This is a genomic window from Bacillus sp. FSL K6-0069 (assembly GCF_038007785.1).
GTDB classification, from domain to species: Bacteria; Bacillota; Bacilli; order Bacillales; family Bacillaceae_G; genus Bacillus_A; species Bacillus_A mobilis.
In genome coordinates, this window is sequence record NZ_JBBOXN010000001.1 from 1,188,399 (window position 1) to 1,206,998 (window position 18,600).

The window sequence follows — 18,600 nt, forward strand, 5'->3', positions numbered from 1 at the left end:
ATCAACTCCATTTCTAAACGTTGTACGTTTATCATTTCCTTTTTCGTAAAGACTATGTATAGCAGTGCATTCATGAATAATAAGGGTGGATTAGAAATGGATTTGAAGTTGAATTATACCGAACTTATAAAGAAGTTAATCGTTGTAATCGTCGCAGGTTTGTTAAATGCGATTGGAATGAATTTATTTTTGACGCCGGCGAAAGTGTACGCGAGTGGATTTGCTGGGTTGTCTCAATTGTTATCGCAAATATTAGGTGACTTTTTATCTATTCACATATCAACGGGGGTATTGTTTAGTTTGTTTAATATTCCTGTCGTTATTTTAGCGTGGAAGAAGGTTGGAAAGGCCTTTACTTTCTTTAGTTTTCTTTGCGTTATCTTTATGACTTTGTTTTTAGAAATTATTCCAGTTAGAGCGGTTTCAAACGACATCATATTGAATGCGATTTTTGGCGGGATTATTTCAGCAATCGGGGTAGGTATGGCGTTGAAGTGGGGGGCTTCTACAGGTGGTTTAGATATTATCGCCATGATTTTATCTAAAATAAAAGACAAGCCCGTTGGTACATATTTTTTCTTCTTTAATGCACTAATTATTATCGCTGCTGGCTATGTGTATGGCTGGGAAAAAGCGTTATATACTTTGGTGACTTTGTATGTATCAACGCGAATTATCGATGCGATTCATACGCGGCATGTGAAGATTACAGCATTAATCGTTACGAAGAATGGGACAGATGTACGAAAGGCGATTCATTCACGCTTAGTGAGGGGGATTACAACTATCCCAGCAACAGGTGCTTATACAAATGAAAATAAGGAAATGTTAATGATTGTTATTACTCGTTATGAACTGTATGAATTAGAGAGGGTTATTAAACAAGTGGACCCAGGTGCATTTACCAATGTACTGCAAACGGTCGGGGTGTTTGGATTGTTCCGAAAAGATTAAAGAGGACCAAAGCTGGTCCTCTTTTTTAATGCAAATTCGTAATGTTTTGCAACTGCTCCTGCATTTCACGTAGCTGAACCTTTTCAGCTGTTGAAGAGTTCGCATAAGCAGAATGCAAAGCGTTTTTTGCTCTATATACGAGATCTTGTTGCTCAGCACCGCTTGAACAAGTTACGGCGTTTGCAACAGCATCTCTAGCTTGTTGGAATAGTAAGTTCCCCATTTAAACCCCTCCAAAAGAAGAGTTACTTCTCGCTTTTTCTGCCTCAGCTAATGTACCACGGTACGGGAATCTTGCATCATGCTTCATAACAGCATCGGCTCCTTGTTGGATAAAACGTTTTGATTTGTTCTTTTTACCCATTCGAAAAACCCCCTTTATTTAGCTGAAAACAATCGACGCGCTGACTTGTGCGTCTAATAATAGTATGAGCGTTTGGCGAGAAACTATAAGCAGGGAATTTTTAGATTACAACCCAAGTACCTCTTCTAAATATAGTGCAATACCATCTTCTTCATTCGTTAACGTCGTATGGTTTGCGAGTGATTTTAATTCAGGAATAGCATTACCCATTGCGATGCCGTGACCAGCAAATTCAATCATTTCAAAGTCGTTATCTTCATCACCGAAAGCGATAATTCGCTCTTGTGGAATGTTGTAATGACTAGAAATTTTTTGTAATCCGACAGCTTTATTTAACCCGCTTTTTACAATTTCAATAATCGGCCAAGGTGCGCCCCATTTTCTATGATCGATTACTTCAGCATGCATATCAGTTAAATGTTGACGAATTGCGCTAGAATGTTCGTCATGTGCGTCAATTAATAAGCAAGTTGGATGATCGTTTAAAGTATTTAATAAGTCTCCTGTAAAAATCTTTGGAGAACCGAATTCGAAAATATGTTTTTTATCTTCATCAATTTCACGAACATACACATCGTCCATTACTTCAGCGTATATATTTTTTACACCAAAATCAAAGCAAGCTCGGACAATTTCTTGGGCTGTTGCTAGCTCAAGAGGAGAGTGATGTGTTCCCCATTTTGAATCAAGAGGATGATGTACGTAAGCACCGTTAAAGTTTACGATGGGTGTATTCAGACCAAGTTCTTTATAGTAATCAAAACTAGCACGGAATGGACGCCCTGTTGAAATAACGACAATATGTCCTTGTTCCTTTGCTTTTGTAATTGTATGTTTCGTTCGAGTGGAAATTATTTTGTTGTCTGTCAATAAAGTGCCGTCTAAGTCTAATGCGATTAAATGTTGTTTATTCATAATTTCACCTCTTATAATAATTTTTTTGTTTCTATCTGTATTTCCGTTTTTAATATGCAGAAATAAGAGGTTAAGCTGGGTGAGAACACCGAAGATGGAAACTTCACTATATATCCATCTTACGTCGCAAAGCGCTACGGTGTCTACTATTTCTCGCTGGAAATTAAGAAAAGTCAACGTCTTTTTAGAAAGTTCAAACAAAGTTTCTTTCATTATGTACAAATTGTGAAAAGGGTTACATTGCTCGTGTGAGGAAGCTTATAATGAACATGTAATCTTCTCGTATATGTTTGACTCTCCTTTGAAACTGGCCTATAGTAGGTTGGTTTCTTTTTTTTCTACAAATAGGAACGAAATTCCTTCCTAAGCTTGTGTCATTCATGTATATGTACAAGAATGAAATGTAGTACTTGTTTCCTAAACATGACAGAAAAGCTTTCTTTGAAAATGGATATACTAATGAGGCAAAGACGTCATGGAAGGAGAATGGAAATGGGACAAAATCGCAGGTTTCGTTCTGGACAAAAAGCGCCAAATGATGGGATTTATGTAGAGATTGGTGAAACAGGAAGTATGGTAAAAGATCCGCAAATGGTGAAATTAACTGCCGGTGAAAAGTTTCCAGATAACACAAATCATAACCGTCAGTGGACATATAAAAGAAGACCGTAACAGAAGCCGCAATCATTATTGCGGCTTTTTTGTTATGGGGCATTGTGTAATTACATTTACCTTAACTTTTTAACTTGTATAATGAATGCACTCATTTTCTTTTTTCAATAATAAGTTTGAAAATACATAAGCAAAATTATTGTATAAAAAAGTCAGTTGGCGTATAATCAAATCAAAGGTCAAAGAAAGTCAAACATTTGGAGGACTGTAAAGATGGACTTAAATCAAATGACAACAAAAACACAAGAGGCGATTATGAGTGCCCAATCTTTAGCGGTATCTCATCATCATCAAGAAGTAGATACTGTTCATCTCTTGTTTACATTATTAGAAGAGCAAGATGGGTTAGCAGTGCGTATTTTTCAAAAAATGAATGTCGATATAGAAGCGTTAAAACAAGGAGTAGAAAGTTTAATTAAGAAAAAGCCTTCTGTAACAGGAAGCGGTGCAGAAGCAGGTAAATTATATATAACAGGTGCTCTGCAACAACTGCTTGTAAGAGCAGGAAAAGAAGCAGAGAAATTGCAAGATGACTATATTTCAGTTGAACATGTACTGCTTGCTTTTTCTGAAGAAAAAGGCGATATAAATCAATTACTTACAAGATTTCATATTACGAAAGATAACTTATTACAGTCTTTAATGACAGTTCGGGGGAATCAAAGAGTGACTAGTCAAAATCCAGAAGCAACTTATGAAGCGTTAGAAAAATATGGCCGTGATTTAGTGGCGGAAGTAAGAGCGGGGAAAATTGACCCTGTTATCGGCCGTGATAGTGAAATTCGTCGCGTAATTCGCATTCTTTCACGTAAAACGAAAAACAACCCGGTTTTAATTGGTGAGCCAGGTGTTGGTAAAACAGCAATCGTCGAAGGATTAGCGCAGCGTATTGTGAAAAAGGATGTACCAGAAGGGTTAAAAGATAGAACAATCTTTGCATTAGATATGAGTGCGCTTGTAGCTGGAGCAAAATTCCGTGGTGAGTTTGAAGAGCGCCTGCAAGCTGTATTAAATGAAATTAAAAAGAGTGAAGGCCGCATCTTATTATTCATTGATGAACTTCATACAATCGTCGGCGCTGGTAAAACAGAAGGTGCGATGGACGCAGGAAATATGTTAAAGCCGATGCTTGCGCGTGGTGAACTGCATTGTATCGGGGCGACAACATTAGATGAATATCGTAAATATATTGAGAAAGATCCAGCGCTAGAAAGACGTTTCCAACAAGTATTAGCAGAAGAACCAACTGTTGAAGATACAATTTCCATTTTACGTGGTTTAAAAGAGCGTTTTGAAATTTATCATGGTGTAAATATTCATGACCGCGCGATTGTAGCAGCATCTGTTTTATCAGATCGATATATTTCGGATCGTTTTTTACCAGATAAGGCAATTGATCTTGTTGACGAAGCATGTGCAACGATTCGAACAGAGATTGATTCTATGCCAACAGAATTAGATGAAGTAACGCGCCGCATTATGCAGCTGGAAATTGAAGAAGCAGCTCTTGGAAAAGAGAAGGACTTTGGTAGCCAAGAACGTCTAAAAACGTTGCAACGTGAATTATCGGATTTAAAAGAAGTTGCAAGTGGTATGAGAGCGAAATGGGAGAAAGAAAAAGAAGATATTCACAAAGTTCGTAACTTACGTGAACATTTAGAGCGTCTGCGCCGTGAATTAGAAGAAGCAGAAGGTAATTACGATTTAAATAAAGCAGCGGAACTTCGACATGGGAAAATTCCTGCAATTGAAAAAGAGTTAAAAGAAGCAGAAGAAATGGGCGCACATAATAAACAAGAAAATCGTTTATTACGTGAGGAAGTAAGTGAAGAAGAGATTGCTGATATTGTTTCACGCTGGACTGGTATTCCGGTCGTAAAACTCGTTGAGGGTGAACGTGAGAAATTACTACGCTTAGAGCAAATTTTATCAGAGCGTGTCATCGGGCAAGAGGAAGCGGTAAGCTTAGTATCAGACGCAGTTCTTCGTGCACGCGCTGGTATTAAAGATCCGAATCGTCCGATTGGTTCCTTCATCTTCTTAGGACCGACAGGTGTTGGTAAAACAGAACTTGCAAAAACGTTAGCACAGTCTTTATTCGATAGTGAAGAGCAAATGATTCGTATCGACATGTCTGAGTATATGGAGAAACACGCTGTGTCACGCTTAATTGGTGCGCCTCCTGGATATGTTGGATATGAAGAGGGCGGTCAATTAACAGAGGCGGTAAGACGTAAACCGTATTCCGTTATTTTATTAGACGAAATCGAAAAAGCACATCCAGAAGTATTCAACATTTTATTACAAATGTTAGATGATGGACGCATTACAGATTCGCAAGGACGTACAGTAGACTTTAAAAACACGGTTATTATTATGACTTCAAATATTGGATCTGCTCATTTGTTAGATGGATTAGAAGCAGATGGCTCTATTAAAGAGGAATCAAGAGAACTGGTAATGGGGCAGTTAAGAGGACATTTCCGACCAGAGTTCTTAAACCGTGTCGATGAAATTATTTTATTCAAACCTCTTACAACGAATGAAATTAAAGGTATTGTTGATAAAATTGTAAAAGAATTACAAGGTCGTTTAGCTGACCGTCATATTACAGTAGAATTAACAAATGCAGCGAAAGAATTTGTTGTAGAAGCTGGCTTTGATCCAATGTACGGAGCTCGTCCATTAAAACGATATGTACAGCGTCAAGTTGAGACGAAATTAGCGAGAGAATTAATTGCAGGAACGATTACTGACAATAGTCATGTAGTGGTTGGAGTAGAAAATAACGAATTAGTCGTTCATGTGAAATGAGAATAGGTTGTGGAGGAGGTTTTCTCCACAGCCTAATTAAAAAAAGCACTTTTAAGTGCTTTTTTTATTGTTTATGGACTCTGGTGCAATTTCATTATCGTTTTTGGTGTAGTAATTTTCATCGTGGTAGGGCAAAGCTAAGTGCTCCAATGTTTTTTCATTTTCGAGACAAATAATCTTCAATTCGTATCCTTCAAAATCAGTTGGATAGAACACATCTTCACTTTGATTTTCAGTTAATGCTACATCAATCATATCCCTCAATTGTTCTAGTCCTTTTTTGTTACCGATAATTATAGCTTGATCATGCCACATTTGTTGGCCGTAAATACTGCAAATCTTATAATTTTTGAAATTCATAACATTACTACTTTATATTACGATATGGTCTTTTTAAATAAGAGAATAATGCTTTTTGTCCTTATATTAGTTATTTAACCGTTAAAGGATGATAAAGGATTTTTTATCTATGTAAAAAAAGAGTTCGGATAAAATCCGGACTCTTTTTTTAGTGTTGTTCTACTGGCTCGTTTGGAATTGCAGCTGAAATTGCTAGTACTAATACCGCAAGAACAACTGAGAAAATAGACGCTTGGTTAAAATCGTATGTACCGCCAGTCATAGAGCCGATTACGTAGCTCATCATATGTACAAGCGCGAACGACCAAATAAATGCCCAAATGAAACGCATATTTTACACCTCTATTCGTTCAATCTGTCCTTATTGTAACACAATTGAAAAAAGAATATAGAAAAATATTTGTAGATTTTTCAACGCAAATTTGCATTCCGTTCATACATTATAGAAGAGTACTTTTATACGTTTAGAAAATAAGGCGGGGGAAAAATGAGTATTACGGAACGTTTTTTTTACTTAGAAAAAGAGCCATGTGTCATTTATTTACCGGAGAAGCCAAATGGATTTTCTGTAATGCTTCTTGGTGATTACAACTACTTTATTGAGAATGGTACAAGTTTATGGACACAGCATGCAGGTAGATCTTATTTTTTACATGGCCTTATTGAGGAAGGCTACACGGTCTTTTCTTCTAATTTATACGGAAGACATTGGGGAAACGACCAATCTGTTCGTCTAGCAAAACGCTTATATGACGTTGTTTTGAGAAAAGAGACATTAAATGCGAAAATGCACATTATGGCAGACGGTATGGGGGCACTTGTAGCACTTGAAATGATGAACAAATACCCTGAATGTATACGCTCAGTCATTATGTTAAATCCGTGTTTAGATTTACCAGAATATGTGGAGTTTGAGAAAGAGCATAAGTTTTTTTACAAAAGATTAGTGAAGGAATTAAGTTTGGCGTATGATTCCAAAGAAGAAGAATTGGAGTCCAAAATAAATAAGAAAACATTTACGCTTCTTCCGTCTTGTGTACCTGTTAAAGTTTTCGTATCAACACAAGAAAAAAGAGGAAGAAAACAGTTGTTACGTAAATATGAGAAAATGAGGCAATTCAATCAATGCGATACTTCTGTCTTATTCCATCTGCAAGATGTGAAATATAAAATGGTTAGGCAAACGACTGATTTCTTTAAAAAATATGAAGAAGAATTGTGAAGCTCCCATATACATAAATGAGGAGCTATTTGTTTCAAGGAGAAAGGGTTGGTGGTATGGAGCGCGTGCTAATTGTAGGTGCACTTACGTTTGTAGGTTATCACCTTGTGAATAAAATGATGGCAGAAGAAGTAGAAGTGTACGGTCTTGATTTTGATGAATTCGAGAATATGACAAAAATTAATGAAGAGAAGTTATTGTTAATTGGGCGAAATGCGTTATTTACGTATTACTCGATAAGAGATGAAGATGGATGGAAATCAGTAGAAGGAGAGAAGTTCGATACGGTTTACTTTTGCCTGTATGAGCCAAATCAACAAAGTGGCTTTCGGAATGAAAGGGTCATATTACAGTATTTAAAGCGGATTATAAGATTGTGTGCAGAACATAAAGTGAAATTAAATCTAATTTCTTCTATTAAAGTAGGAAACGCAGATGAATCTGAAAATAAACGTTTATTTTTGAAAGTGGAAGAAGGATTGAAAAAAGGAGAGGTACAGTATAGTGTATTTCGAGTTCCTACATTATATGGGCCGTGGCAACCATCTTTTATGATGTATCATCAGCTCATTTTATCAGAACTGGATGAGAAAGAGTGCCATTATGCGAGTGAGGAAAACGGAAGTGATCTACTGTACGTGGAAGATGTATGTGAATACTTATGGGAAAATGGAATGAACGAGGAGCATCTCGGTATATACAATTTACTTAGTGGTAAAAAATCATTATGGAAAAAAGGTATGAACCTTTTACGTGCAGAGGATAAAGTGAACAAAGAGAATGAGGAAGAAAGAGATGATACTGTCGAGATTATTTCGATAAAAAGAAATACTCCGTTAGAATACGGTTTAAATAAACAATTGGCACATATGAAAAAATATAAAGAGTTATACGAAGGATAGCGAGCGTGTTACACTATGTATGTGAAAGTTTTAATGGAGAGGAAGAACATAATATGAATGAGAAAAGCATGCAATTTTTACAAATCGCAATGAAGCATTTACCAGAAGCAAAGGCCATTTTAGATGATAATGGAATTGCGCTTGATATGGAGAAAGCACAACCAGTATTAGAGTTATTAATGAAAGTTATGAACGAAGCATATGAGCTTGGGAAAGCAGATAAAGAATAAAACCTTCTTTTTTAGATGGAGGAGAGGCCCGAACCGTAAGTAGAAGCGGTTTGGGCCTTTTTATATTTCAAAAGAAACAGGAAAGGTATGTTTCTGTTTCTTTTAATAAACAATAAAGTGAATAATGCCTAGCTTTATGTTTTAGCTGAAATATATTCTAGACAAAAATACATTTATGTTTTAAAATTAGTACCAAGTCATAATAATTGATATAAAACGGAGGGCTGCGATGTGAACGTGGGCATTTTAGGGATCGGAAGATATGTGCCAGAAAAAGTAGTCACAAATCACGATTTAGAGAAAATAATGGATACATCCGATGAATGGATTCGTACGAGAACGGGAATTGCAGAAAGACGCATTGCCGATGATACAATAGATACTTCATATATGGCCGTAGAGGCTGCTAAAAAAGCACTTGAAGATGCAGGGGTTAGCGGAGAAGATATCGATCTTATTTTAGTGGCGACAGTAACACCAGATCGTGCGTTTCCAGCAGTAGCTTGTGTCATCCAAGAAGCGATTGGAGCGAAACATGCAGCTGCAATGGATGTAGGGGCAGCATGTGCTGGTTTTATGTACGGAATGATTACAGCGCAGCAATTTATTCAAACGGGAACTTATAAAAATGTATTAGTAGTTGGTAGTGATAAACTTTCTAAAATTGTAGACTGGAATGATCGCAATACAGCAGTACTATTTGGAGACGGAGCCGGTGCTATCGTAATGGGGGCTGTTTCAGAAGGAAGAGGCGTTCTATCTTTCGAATTAGGAGCAGACGGAAGTGGCGGTAAGCATCTATATCAAGACGAGTATGTTATGATGAATGGCAGAGAAGTCTTTAAATTTGCCGTTCGTCAACTTGGTGAATCTTGTCTTCGTGTGCTGGATAAGGCTGGTCTTACGAAAGAGGATGTGGATTTCTTAGTACCGCATCAAGCGAATATTCGTATTATGGAATCTGCAAGAGAGAGATTAAATTTACCACAAGAAAAAATGAGTATGACAATTGAAAAGTTTGGTAATACATCAGCTTCTTCAATTCCAATTGCAATGGTAGAGGAATTGCAAAACGGACGTATTCAAGATGGTGATTTAATTATACTTGTTGGTTTTGGCGGCGGATTAACATGGGGAGCAGTCGCTCTTCGTTGGGGTAAATAAGGACTGAGAGAAAAAAAGGAGTGTATTTTGTATGGAAAAAAAGAGGGTCGTAATTACAGGACTAGGAGCTGTTACACCGGTCGGTACAGATGTTGAAACAGCGTGGGAAAACATTAAAAAGGGTGTATCTGGAATCGGACGACTTACAAGAATTGATCCGGAACTATTTCCAGCAAAAGTAGCAGCAGAAATTAACGACTTTGAAGTTGAGAAATATATTGATAAAAAAGAAGCGCGCCGTATGGATCGCTTTACACAATATGCAGTAGCAGCAGCGAAAATGGCAGTTGCAGATGCAAAGCTTGAAATTACAGAAGAAAACGGACCTCGAATTGGTGTATGGATTGGTTCTGGTATTGGCGGTATGGAAACATACGAAGAACAATTTAAGATTTTTACTGAGAAAGGCCCGCGCCGCGTGAGCCCATTCTTCGTACCAATGATGATCCCAGATATGGCAGCAGGTCAAGTATCGATCGCAACAGGAGCAAAAGGAATTAACACTTGTTCAGTAACAGCTTGTGCATCTGGTGCAAACTCAATTGGTGATGCATTTAAAGCGATTCAGCGCGGTGATGCTGATGCAATGATTACAGGCGGAGCAGAGGCGCCGTTAACAAGTATGGCATTCGCAGGATTTAGCTCAGCGAAAGCATTAACATTCAATGAAGATCCAGCAACAGCTTGCCGTCCATTCGATAAAAACCGTAGTGGTTTCGTAATGGGTGAAGGTTCAGGTATTTTAATTCTTGAAGAATTAGAGCACGCATTAGCTCGTGGTGCTCACATTTACGCGGAAATCGCTGGTTACGGTGCAACTGGTGATGCGTTCCATATTACAATGCCAGCTCCTGGCGGTGAAGGCGGCGTGCGTGCAATGCGTCAAGCTTTAGCAGATGCAGGTCTACAGCCAGAAGATATTGATTACATTAATGCGCACGGTACAAGTACAGATGCGAATGAAAAGTATGAAACGATGGCAATTAAAGAAACGTTCGGTGAGCACGCGTATAAAGTAGCAATTAGCTCAACGAAATCAATGACAGGTCACTTATTAGGAGCAGCTGGTGCTGTTGAAGCGATCTTCTCTATTAAATCAATTACAGACGGAGTAATTCCTCCAACAATTAACTATGAAACACCAGATCCAGAATGTGACTTAGATTACGTACCGAATAATGCGAGACATCAAGAAGTAAACGCGGTTTTAAGTAATTCACTAGGATTCGGTGGTCATAACGCAGTATTAGTATTTAAATCGTATAAATAATAGATGAAATAAGGAGTTTTTTCGTAGCATATTGCGAAAAAACTCCTTATTTATTTTTACGCCTTTTCCTCCTTTTGCATATACATAAGAAAAAGGAGGGATAAAGATGGGGATTGTTGAAACTGCCGAGTGGTTACATCTATATTATGGACGGCCAGAAAAGTTGTGTGAGAAGTTTACGAAGTATATCCCGTTGCCAAAAGAAAGATTGTACCGCTTTTTAATTTCTAAAGGTATGTATCGCCCGGTTATGCGAGGAGAACAAGAGATTAAAGAGTTAGAGAAAAAGGAAATCTGGAAAGAGTTAAGTATGGAGTATGAGAAACTGAAAAATTGGTTGAAAGGTCCGGATGTCCCTGTCTTTATTTTATTATCAGATTCTTATAATCGAACTGTACAAGAAGAGTATAACGGCAGGGCTGGATTATCTATGCGTCACGTTATTTTCTTATTCGTATGCGGACGGAATTCGGTAGAAGAATTAAAAGTGTTATTGGCTCATGAATATCATCACATATGCAGGTTACATCAAATTGAGACGAAAGAAACAGAATATACATTACTTGATACGATGATTATGGAAGGGCTAGCTGAGCAAGCAGTAACGGAAAGATATTCAGAAAAAAACAATGCACCGTGGACGACGTATCTTTCAAAAGAAGAGGCTATTTATTATTGGGAAAACGTTGTACACGAAAGAATAAGTATAAAACGAGGAACAAGGGAGCATGACATCTTATTAAATGGATTTCATTCTTATCCGAAGATGCTTGGCTATACTCTTGGATTTCATATTGTCAAAGATTGTGTAACTTCAGAAGGAGAAGATACGCTTTCTTTATTACCTATAGATGCAAAAGAAATATTGGATAAAGCAAATACATTCCATATATAAAAAACAGGATCTCTATTTCCTGTTTTTTTTAGTATTAATAGAAGAAAAAATAATAATTAGAATATATTTCCTTAGGTGGAATAAAGTTAAGAAAAATTGAACATAATGATTGATACAAACAGTAGTGAAGTGAGGGGTAGTGAATGTTATATCTACATGATGTATGGGTAAATTGGTTTGAAGGTGAAGAAAATGGGTATAACGTTTGTCATTTTTACGAATGGCGGAAAGATGATACGATTGAGCTATTAGATCAAGTGCCATTATTAAAAGTAGATGCCACATTATATCATTACATCGAGAACGAATTGTTAGAGCTTCCGCAAAAAATGTTGGAAGACGTACATCATAAGGCTTATATTCGTAAAAATCATGAACGTTTGCAGCAAGAGTATTGCTTTGTAGTTACAGATGGAAAAGGAATTATTGCGATCGACACAATTGGTTACAATGTGCCAATTCGAAAGAGTAGACTTATACCGCGCCAAGAGCAGATGGTATATGAGATGGTAGAAAACGTACAAGCAGAAAAGTATGAGTTCCAAGTAGAAGAAATGGAAAAAGAACATCATATTTTATCACCATCACCTTTCATTATGAATGGCTTAACTCGTAAAGAACGACAGCTTAAACAATTATTATTTATGGCGTTAGATCAATTACATACAACGAAAAATACAGCAGAAATTCGCTATTGGTTCACAGAGTGGGATCCATCAGCATACGGAATGGTTCAACATATGGAATTTGAAGATATTTGGGCTAAACTGTATGATGAAGCGAAAACAGGCTGGTCTGAGAAGCACGAGCAATTATGTGAGCGTCTCGTAAAAGGACAGCCATTCTTTGAAAAGTTATGGGAAATGGAAAACGAGCAGAAGGTAAATTAAAAAACCGCCAATTGGCGGTTTTTTTATTTGTTGTAACTTGGCTTCAGCGAGCTCTTCGTGTCTAAGAACCTTCCCCACGAGAAGGTAAAAAGCACCTTCTGTGGGAAAGAACCTTAGCCGTCAGGGCTAAACAGTCGCCTCCGCTTTATAAGTTACCTACGTTTTCTACTTAACCCCATTGCGTTTTCTACTTTGCGAAGTTGTTTGAATGCAACGCGGTTTGCTTTTTCTGCACCTTTGTCTAGAATTTCGTCTAGTTCTGGTGAGCTGATTAGTTCGTTATATTTGTCTTGGATTGGACGAATTGCATCTACGACTACTTGTGCTAGGTCGCCTTTGAAGTCTCCGTATCCTTTTCCTTCGTACATTGCTTCGATTTCTTCTACTGTTTTTCCAGAGAATGAAGAGTAGATTGTTAATAAGTTAGAGATTCCAGGTTTGTTTTCTTTATCAAATTTCACAATACCTTCAGAGTCTGTTACAGCACTCTTAATTTTCTTTTCAATTGTTTTCGGTTCATCAAGCATACTGATCATTGATTTTGGATTCGGATCAGATTTACTCATTTTCTTCGTAGGCTCTGTTAATGACATAACGCGAGCTCCTACTTTTGGAATACGAATTTCAGGAACAGTGAACACTTCACGGAAGCGTTTGTTGAAACGCTCTGCTAGGTCACGTGTTAATTCCATATGTTGTTTTTGATCATCACCAACAGGTACGATTTCAGTGTTGTAAAGTAAAATATCAGCAGCCATTAATGGTGGGTACGTTAGTAATCCAGCTGGAACTGAGTCTCTACCTGATGCTTTATCTTTATATTGCGTCATACGCTCTAATTCTCCAACGTAAGCAACTGATTGCATAATCCATCCTAGTTGAGCGTGTGCTGGTACTTCTGACTGTACAAATAAAGTAGCTTTTTCAGGATCAATGCCGCATGCTACATAAAGCGCAGCAAGACTGCGGATGTTTTTACGAAGTTGTACGGGATCTTGAGGTACTGTAATCGCATGTTGGTTTACAATACAGAAATAACAGTCGTGTTCATTTTGAAGCTCTGTAAATTGCTTCATAGCTCCTAGATAGTTTCCAAGTGTAATCGTTCCACTCGGCTGAATACCAGAAAAGATAACTGACATAAGTAATTCCTCCTAAATTTGAATGCGTGATAGGGAAGAGAAGGCAAACAAAAAAGCCCATTCATCCCAAAAAACTATAGGGACGAATGGACCGCGGTACCACCCTAATTATTTCACTACTGTGAAATCTCTCTAATCCATAATAACGTTTGGATATAACGCCAAAGCCTACTACTTTCGGTTCGGTTTGGTGCTCAAAAGCCCATTCCACACTGCGCAATTACTTGTTCGCACCAGCCACAAGCTCTCTGAAATTGCCTCAATATGTACTCTTCTTTATCATCGCATACATATAAATTTATTTATTGTTACCTGAGCTCTTTTAATATGAAAGAACTAAAGTTTTATAACAAAATGTTTTGCTGATTATTATATCATATGGGATAGTGTTTGCAAACTACATCAAAATAGTAAAGCTAATGAGGGTCGAGAACAACCCAAGAACGATACCTGTAATACAAATTGGATACGTCCATTTGAATGAATATGTTTTATAAATACGTTCTTTCTTATCGGCAGGTTCCTCTACTTCTTCAATTAAAGACTCAATTTTTTTGTTCGTACCAAACACTCTTTGGAATGCGTAAATTGTTACATTGAAAAATCCATTTTGAAATATGAATAAAAAACCGCCGACAAGAATAAAAAGTAGTGCGGCATAAAACGATATATTGACAAAATTCAACAAAAATTGCGATGAAATGAGGATTGCGCCAATACTAGAAGCGATTATCGCTATGAAAATTAGTATACAAGTATGAAAAAAAACTTTATTCAAAATGTTCCCCTCCGTCAAAATATTACTAGAATTATTATACTATAAAAGCTATAATATGTACTAGAATTAATTTTTTGAAAATTATACGCAATTAAAGGTCTGATTTCAAGATGATGGTAGCAATGTTAACGTATCCCTTTACAAAAAAATAAAAAAATAAACATTTTATTAAAAATTTTAACAAAAAAACAAAAAACTATATTCACAATTGTTATATTATATGTATAATGAAAATTGTAGAAACTTGGAGATTATTCTTTCAATTCTACTTTTTTACAAGTGAGGGTACAGGAAGTGCAATTAGGGGAGGCAACACAACATGAAGAAAAAGATACCGTTATTACTTGCATCGACGTTGACGGTCAGTATGTTAGGAGCTTGTAGTTACCAAAAAGAGGATAATAAAGCAGGCGCAAAAGAAAAATCCTCAAACAAGCAAGTGTTAAATCTAACCGAGACAGCTGAAATTCCAACCATGGATACGACGTTATCAACAGATGCAGCATCTTCTAACATCATGAATAACACAATGGAGGGATTATATCGTCTGGGGAAAGACGATAAACTTGTTCCAGGTGTCGCTAAATCTTATGAGAAATCAGAAGATGGCAAAAAGTATGTGTTCAAGTTACGTGAAGATGCGAAATGGTCTAATGGTGAACCTGTAACAGCGAAAGACTTCGTTTATTCTTGGCGAAGAGCTGTAGATTCAAACACAGGTGCCAAGTTTGCTTACATACTATTTGATGTTAAAAATGCGGAGAAAGTTAACAAAAAAGAATTGCCAGTTGAAGAGCTTGGTGTAAAGGCAATTGATGATCATACACTTGAAGTGGAATTAGATAACCCTGTTCCTTATTTTGTAAGTTTAACAGTCTATCCAACATTGTATCCTTTGAATGAGAAGTTTGTAACAGAACAAGGAGCAAAATTTGGATTAGAGTCCAATACGACACTTTATAATGGTCCATTCGTATTAAATGAATGGAAGCATGAACAAAGTTTCCAACTTAAGAAGAATCCAACGTATTGGGAAAATAAAGAAGTAAAACTTGAGGAAATAAACTTCAATATTGTTAAGGATCGTTCAACTGCTATAAATTTATATGAAACGAAAGCAATTGATCGTGTAGTCTTAACATCAGAGTTTGTAGACAAATACAAATCAGATGCTGACTTTAAAACGATTAAGAGACCATCTACACAATTTATTCGCTTAAATGAAAAGAATAAATTTTTAGCAAATAAAAATATCCGAAAAGCAATTGCAATGTCCTTTGAACGTGAAAATATAGGGAAAGTTATCTTAAACGATGGTTCAGAGGGGATATATGGTTTTGTTCCGAAAGGCTTAGCAAAAGGTCCGAATGGAAAAGACTTCCGTGAAGAGAACGGAAAGCTTATAAAAGAGGATATTAAAGAAGCTCAAAAATATTGGGAAGCTGGTAAAAAAGAACTTGGTGTAGACAAAGTAGAGTTAGAGCTATTAAACTTTGATACTGATGATGCTAAAAAAATCGGAGAGTATTTAAAAGGTCAATTTGAAAAGAACTTACCAGGTTTAACAGTTTCAACAAAAATGCAGCCATTTGCACAAAAATTAAAACTTGAAGCAAGTGGAGATTATGCAATGTCATATGCGGGATGGAGTCCAGATTATATGGATCCAATGTCATTCCTTGAAATGTATACGACAGGTAATGCACAAAACAAAGTAAATTATGCAAACCCAGCGTATGATGATTTAATTAAAAAAGCGAAAACAGAAGTTGATGTACAAGCTCGTTGGGATGCATTATTACAAGCGGAAAAACAACTGCTTGAAGATGCAGCGATTGCTCCAGTATATCAACCAGGAAAAGCTTATTTACAACGTGGCTCAATTACTGGCCTATTAGAACATAAATATGGCGGAGAATTTAGCTATAAGTGGGTTGAACTCAAAAACTAAAAATGGTTTCCATCATGAATAAGGGTATATGCCTATGATGGGCGTATGCTCTTATTTTAAAAAAATAAAAGTAAGAATATTTTAAACTATCTTATTGCTTTTGAGAAAAACGGGGAGGTGCTTGACTATGGGACGTTATGTATTAAAACGTTTCGTGTACATGGCTTTGACATTATTTTTAATTACTACACTGACTTTCTTTTTGATGAAATTACTTCCGGGTTCTCCGCTTAAAAACCAGGAGAAACTATCACCGGCACAAAAAGAAATCATTCTTGAAAAATATGGCTTAAATGATCCAGTACCAGTTCAATATGCACGTTACTTAGGTAACTTAGCAAAAGGTGATTTAGGGGTATCATTCCAATATGATAACCGTCCAGTAACAGATATGATTGTGGATCGCATTGGACCATCAGCACAACTTGGTTTACAAGCGATTATATTAGGAACATTTATCGGTTTAATTTTAGGAATCGTTGCGGCACTTCGTAACAATACGTGGGTCGATTATGGGGCGACAATTATTTCCGTACTCGGGATGTCGGTACCATCGTTCGTATTCGCCGCATTACTACAATATTTCGTAGGGGTAAAACTTGGGTGGTTCCCAGTAGCATTCTGGAAAGGACCAGAGTTTACCGTAATGCCTACAATCGCTTTATCGATGGCAGTTATCGCAACAATCGCACGTTTCGCTCGTGCAGAGTTAATTGAAGTTATGCAAGCTGACTACATTTTAACAGCGAAAGCGAAAGGAATTAGCCAAGGCGTTATCATTATCAAACACGCACTTCGTAACGCGTTAATTCCAGTTGTAACAATTTTAGGACCAATGGTTGCAGGATTAATTACAGGGACATTAGTTATTGAGCAAATTTATGCTGTACCAGGACTAGGGGAACAGTTCGTTAAATCTATTACAGTGAATGACTATACAGTTATTATGGGAACTACAATTTTCTATAGTGCGATTTTCATCTTAGTTATTTTCATTGTCGATATTTTATACGGAATTATTGATCCTCGTATTCGTTTAGCGGGAGGGAAAAAATGATGAAAGATGTACAAAAATTATCTCCAGATTTATTTCAACAAGCCAATCAAAATAATGTGGATAATGAAGTCATTGCCCGTCCAAGCTTAACGTTTTGGCAAGATGTAAGAAGACGTTTGTTCCAACATAAAGGAGCAATGTTTGGTTTCATTTTATTAGCGCTTATTATATTACTAGCAATTTTAGGACCGATGGTAAGTAAGCACTCGTATAAAGAGCAAGATTTAGGTCGTGCGAAATTACCACCGAAAATTCCTGTTATTGAAAATGTTCATTGGCTACCATTTGACGGTACAGATCAATATGGTGTTGACCAATATGAAAAACGTGATATTAAAGAGTATTTCTGGTTCGGTACAGATGACCTTGGACGCGATTTATGGACAAGAACATGGGAAGGTACGCGCGTATCATTATATATCGCTCTTTTAGCAGCAGCAATTGACTTAGTAATTGGGGTTGCATATGGAGGTATTTCAGCGTTCTATGGCGGTAGAGTAGATAATATTATGCAACGTATTATGGAGATTATTAACGGTATTCCATACTTAATCATCGTTATTTTAATGGTAATCATTATGGGATCTGGTATATGGTCAATTACACTCGCAATGGCGATTACAGGTTGGATAGGGATGTCGCGTATCGTTCGTGGACAAATCCTGAAATTAAAAAATCAAGAATACGTATTAGCATCTCGTACATTAGGTGCAACAAATACACAGTTAATTGTAAAACACTTAATCCCGAACGTAATGGGACCAATTATCGTAATGACAATGTTTACAATTCCAACAGCAGTGTTTGGTGAGGCGTTCTTAAGCTTTATCGGTTTAGGTATTCAGCCACCATTCGCATCACTTGGTTCTCTTGTAAACGATGGTTATAAATCAATTCAAACGTATCCACATATGATGTTCATCCCAGCGGTTGTCATCAGTATGTTAATCTTAGCATTCAACTTAATGGCAGACGGATTACGCGACGCGTTAGATCCAAAAATGCGTAAGTAAAAGAGGG

Annotated in this window: 20 protein-coding genes and 1 other annotated feature; of the genes, 13 read left to right on the forward strand and 7 right to left on the reverse strand. The window is 36.9% G+C overall.

The features are described 5' to 3' along the window. The first annotated feature begins 96 nt into the window (after nucleotides 1–96). Nucleotides 97–954 (forward strand): YitT family protein, encoded by an 858-nt coding sequence (locus tag MHB74_RS06075; protein WP_061678719.1) that lies wholly within the window; start codon nucleotides 97–99, stop codon nucleotides 952–954. Between the two features lie 25 nt (nucleotides 955–979). On the opposite strand, the gene MHB74_RS06080 is transcribed toward MHB74_RS06075, so the two are convergent. The 3 genes from MHB74_RS06080 to MHB74_RS06090 form a co-directional block, all read right to left on the reverse strand. After that, nucleotides 980–1,177, reverse strand: a complete 198-nt coding sequence (locus tag MHB74_RS06080; protein ID WP_000527404.1) for a DUF3813 domain-containing protein — start codon at nucleotides 1,175–1,177, stop codon at nucleotides 980–982. After that, nucleotides 1,178–1,318: a hypothetical protein gene (locus MHB74_RS06085; RefSeq protein ID WP_000516816.1), complete on the reverse strand. Its 141-nt coding sequence runs from the start codon at nucleotides 1,316–1,318 to the stop codon at nucleotides 1,178–1,180. Between the two features lie 105 nt (nucleotides 1,319–1,423). Continuing rightward, nucleotides 1,424–2,233, reverse strand: a complete 810-nt coding sequence (locus tag MHB74_RS06090) for a Cof-type HAD-IIB family hydrolase (protein ID WP_061678720.1) — start codon at nucleotides 2,231–2,233, stop codon at nucleotides 1,424–1,426. Nucleotides 2,234–2,725: 492 nt separating this feature from the next. On the opposite strand from MHB74_RS06090, the gene MHB74_RS06095 reads away from it, so the two are divergent. Beyond that, nucleotides 2,726–2,905 carry a YjzC family protein gene (locus tag MHB74_RS06095; protein WP_061678721.1) on the forward strand — a complete coding sequence of 60 codons (180 nt, stop codon included), beginning with the start codon at nucleotides 2,726–2,728 and terminating at the stop codon, nucleotides 2,903–2,905. Nucleotides 2,906–3,118: 213 nt separating this feature from the next. Continuing rightward, nucleotides 3,119–5,719 (forward strand): ATP-dependent chaperone ClpB, encoded by a 2,601-nt coding sequence (clpB, locus tag MHB74_RS06100; protein ID WP_061678722.1) that lies wholly within the window; start codon nucleotides 3,119–3,121, stop codon nucleotides 5,717–5,719. A 51-nt stretch (nucleotides 5,720–5,770) separates the two neighbouring features. On the opposite strand, the gene MHB74_RS06105 is transcribed toward clpB, so the two are convergent. Together MHB74_RS06105 and MHB74_RS06110 are read right to left on the reverse strand one after the other, a co-directional pair. Then, nucleotides 5,771–6,079: a hypothetical protein gene (locus tag MHB74_RS06105; protein ID WP_061678723.1), complete on the reverse strand. Its 309-nt coding sequence runs from the start codon at nucleotides 6,077–6,079 to the stop codon at nucleotides 5,771–5,773. A gap of 148 nt (nucleotides 6,080–6,227) precedes the next feature. Continuing rightward, nucleotides 6,228–6,410, reverse strand: a complete 183-nt coding sequence (locus MHB74_RS06110) for a YjzD family protein (protein ID WP_061678724.1) — start codon at nucleotides 6,408–6,410, stop codon at nucleotides 6,228–6,230. Between the two features lie 156 nt (nucleotides 6,411–6,566). Here MHB74_RS06110 and MHB74_RS06115 point away from each other — a divergent pair, with 156 nt between their 5' ends. From MHB74_RS06115 to MHB74_RS06145, 7 genes are all read left to right on the forward strand, one after another. Continuing rightward, nucleotides 6,567–7,301: a hydrolase gene (locus tag MHB74_RS06115; RefSeq protein ID WP_061678725.1), complete on the forward strand. Its 735-nt coding sequence runs from the start codon at nucleotides 6,567–6,569 to the stop codon at nucleotides 7,299–7,301. Nucleotides 7,302–7,330: 29 nt separating this feature from the next. After that, on the forward strand, nucleotides 7,331–8,203 hold the full coding sequence (locus tag MHB74_RS06120) for an NAD-dependent epimerase/dehydratase family protein (protein WP_141658069.1): 873 nt from the start codon (nucleotides 7,331–7,333) through the stop codon (nucleotides 8,201–8,203). 53 nt (nucleotides 8,204–8,256) lie between these two features. After that, nucleotides 8,257–8,433 carry a ComZ family protein gene (locus MHB74_RS06125; RefSeq protein WP_001986215.1) on the forward strand — a complete coding sequence of 59 codons (177 nt, stop codon included), beginning with the start codon at nucleotides 8,257–8,259 and terminating at the stop codon, nucleotides 8,431–8,433. Between the two features lie 231 nt (nucleotides 8,434–8,664). Next, a complete protein-coding gene (gene fabH / locus MHB74_RS06130; RefSeq protein WP_001100533.1) occupies nucleotides 8,665–9,597 on the forward strand; it encodes a beta-ketoacyl-ACP synthase III in 933 nt (310 codons plus the stop codon). A 31-nt stretch (nucleotides 9,598–9,628) separates the two neighbouring features. Further along, on the forward strand, nucleotides 9,629–10,867 hold the full coding sequence (gene fabF, locus MHB74_RS06135; RefSeq protein ID WP_000412652.1) for a beta-ketoacyl-ACP synthase II: 1,239 nt from the start codon (nucleotides 9,629–9,631) through the stop codon (nucleotides 10,865–10,867). A 106-nt stretch (nucleotides 10,868–10,973) separates the two neighbouring features. Beyond that, the gene (locus MHB74_RS06140; RefSeq protein WP_061678726.1) at nucleotides 10,974–11,762 is read left to right on the forward strand and encodes a DUF2268 domain-containing protein; all 789 of its coding nucleotides are present in this window, start codon (nucleotides 10,974–10,976) and stop codon (nucleotides 11,760–11,762) included. A 143-nt stretch (nucleotides 11,763–11,905) separates the two neighbouring features. Then, complete coding sequence (locus MHB74_RS06145) at nucleotides 11,906–12,652, forward strand: YjbA family protein (RefSeq protein ID WP_000966126.1); 747 nt, start codon at nucleotides 11,906–11,908, stop codon at nucleotides 12,650–12,652. A 152-nt stretch (nucleotides 12,653–12,804) separates the two neighbouring features. Here MHB74_RS06145 and trpS read toward each other — a convergent pair whose 3' ends face one another. Continuing rightward, nucleotides 12,805–13,794 (reverse strand): tryptophan--tRNA ligase, encoded by a 990-nt coding sequence (gene trpS, locus MHB74_RS06150; RefSeq protein ID WP_061678727.1) that lies wholly within the window; start codon nucleotides 13,792–13,794, stop codon nucleotides 12,805–12,807. Between the two features lie 75 nt (nucleotides 13,795–13,869). Further along, nucleotides 13,870–14,086, reverse strand: a binding site (T-box leader). A 105-nt stretch (nucleotides 14,087–14,191) separates the two neighbouring features. Continuing rightward, nucleotides 14,192–14,572 carry a DUF3899 domain-containing protein gene (locus MHB74_RS06155; protein WP_061678728.1) on the reverse strand — a complete coding sequence of 127 codons (381 nt, stop codon included), beginning with the start codon at nucleotides 14,570–14,572 and terminating at the stop codon, nucleotides 14,192–14,194. A 319-nt stretch (nucleotides 14,573–14,891) separates the two neighbouring features. Between MHB74_RS06155 and MHB74_RS06160 the strand changes: the two genes are divergently transcribed. The 3 genes from MHB74_RS06160 to opp3C all read left to right on the forward strand — a co-directional run bounded on the left by MHB74_RS06160 (nucleotide 14,892) and on the right by opp3C (nucleotide 18,593). Further along, entirely contained in the window at nucleotides 14,892–16,523 is a 1,632-nt protein-coding gene (locus MHB74_RS06160) for a peptide ABC transporter substrate-binding protein (RefSeq protein WP_061678729.1), read from the forward strand. 127 nt (nucleotides 16,524–16,650) lie between these two features. Then, on the forward strand, nucleotides 16,651–17,580 hold the full coding sequence (opp3b, locus tag MHB74_RS06165; protein WP_000534165.1) for an oligopeptide ABC transporter permease: 930 nt from the start codon (nucleotides 16,651–16,653) through the stop codon (nucleotides 17,578–17,580). Then, nucleotides 17,577–18,593: an oligopeptide ABC transporter permease gene (gene opp3C, locus MHB74_RS06170; RefSeq protein ID WP_048559566.1), complete on the forward strand. Its 1,017-nt coding sequence runs from the start codon at nucleotides 17,577–17,579 to the stop codon at nucleotides 18,591–18,593. The genes opp3b and opp3C overlap by 4 nt, the downstream gene beginning before the upstream one ends. The last annotated feature ends 7 nt before the right edge of the window (nucleotides 18,594–18,600 follow it).

Coding starts and splice junctions, on each gene's coding strand:
- clpB (WP_061678722.1), top strand. CDS start 3,119: ATGGACTTAAATCAAATGACAACAAAAACACAAGAGGCGATTATGAGT.
- MHB74_RS06110 (WP_061678724.1), bottom strand. CDS start 6,410: ATGCGTTTCATTTGGGCATTTATTTGGTCGTTCGCGCTTGTACATATG.
- opp3b (WP_000534165.1), top strand. CDS start 16,651: ATGGGACGTTATGTATTAAAACGTTTCGTGTACATGGCTTTGACATTA.
- MHB74_RS06115 (WP_061678725.1), top strand. CDS start 6,567: ATGAGTATTACGGAACGTTTTTTTTACTTAGAAAAAGAGCCATGTGTC.
- MHB74_RS06140 (WP_061678726.1), top strand. CDS start 10,974: ATGGGGATTGTTGAAACTGCCGAGTGGTTACATCTATATTATGGACGG.
- MHB74_RS06125 (WP_001986215.1), top strand. CDS start 8,257: ATGAATGAGAAAAGCATGCAATTTTTACAAATCGCAATGAAGCATTTA.
- trpS (WP_061678727.1), bottom strand. CDS start 13,794: ATGTCAGTTATCTTTTCTGGTATTCAGCCGAGTGGAACGATTACACTT.
- MHB74_RS06160 (WP_061678729.1), top strand. CDS start 14,892: ATGAAGAAAAAGATACCGTTATTACTTGCATCGACGTTGACGGTCAGT.
- MHB74_RS06090 (WP_061678720.1), bottom strand. CDS start 2,233: ATGAATAAACAACATTTAATCGCATTAGACTTAGACGGCACTTTATTG.
- opp3C (WP_048559566.1), top strand. CDS start 17,577: ATGATGAAAGATGTACAAAAATTATCTCCAGATTTATTTCAACAAGCC.
- MHB74_RS06080 (WP_000527404.1), bottom strand. CDS start 1,177: ATGGGGAACTTACTATTCCAACAAGCTAGAGATGCTGTTGCAAACGCC.
- MHB74_RS06075 (WP_061678719.1), top strand. CDS start 97: ATGGATTTGAAGTTGAATTATACCGAACTTATAAAGAAGTTAATCGTT.
- MHB74_RS06095 (WP_061678721.1), top strand. CDS start 2,726: ATGGGACAAAATCGCAGGTTTCGTTCTGGACAAAAAGCGCCAAATGAT.
- MHB74_RS06145 (WP_000966126.1), top strand. CDS start 11,906: ATGTTATATCTACATGATGTATGGGTAAATTGGTTTGAAGGTGAAGAA.
- MHB74_RS06105 (WP_061678723.1), bottom strand. CDS start 6,079: ATGAATTTCAAAAATTATAAGATTTGCAGTATTTACGGCCAACAAATG.
- MHB74_RS06085 (WP_000516816.1), bottom strand. CDS start 1,318: ATGGGTAAAAAGAACAAATCAAAACGTTTTATCCAACAAGGAGCCGAT.
- fabF (WP_000412652.1), top strand. CDS start 9,629: ATGGAAAAAAAGAGGGTCGTAATTACAGGACTAGGAGCTGTTACACCG.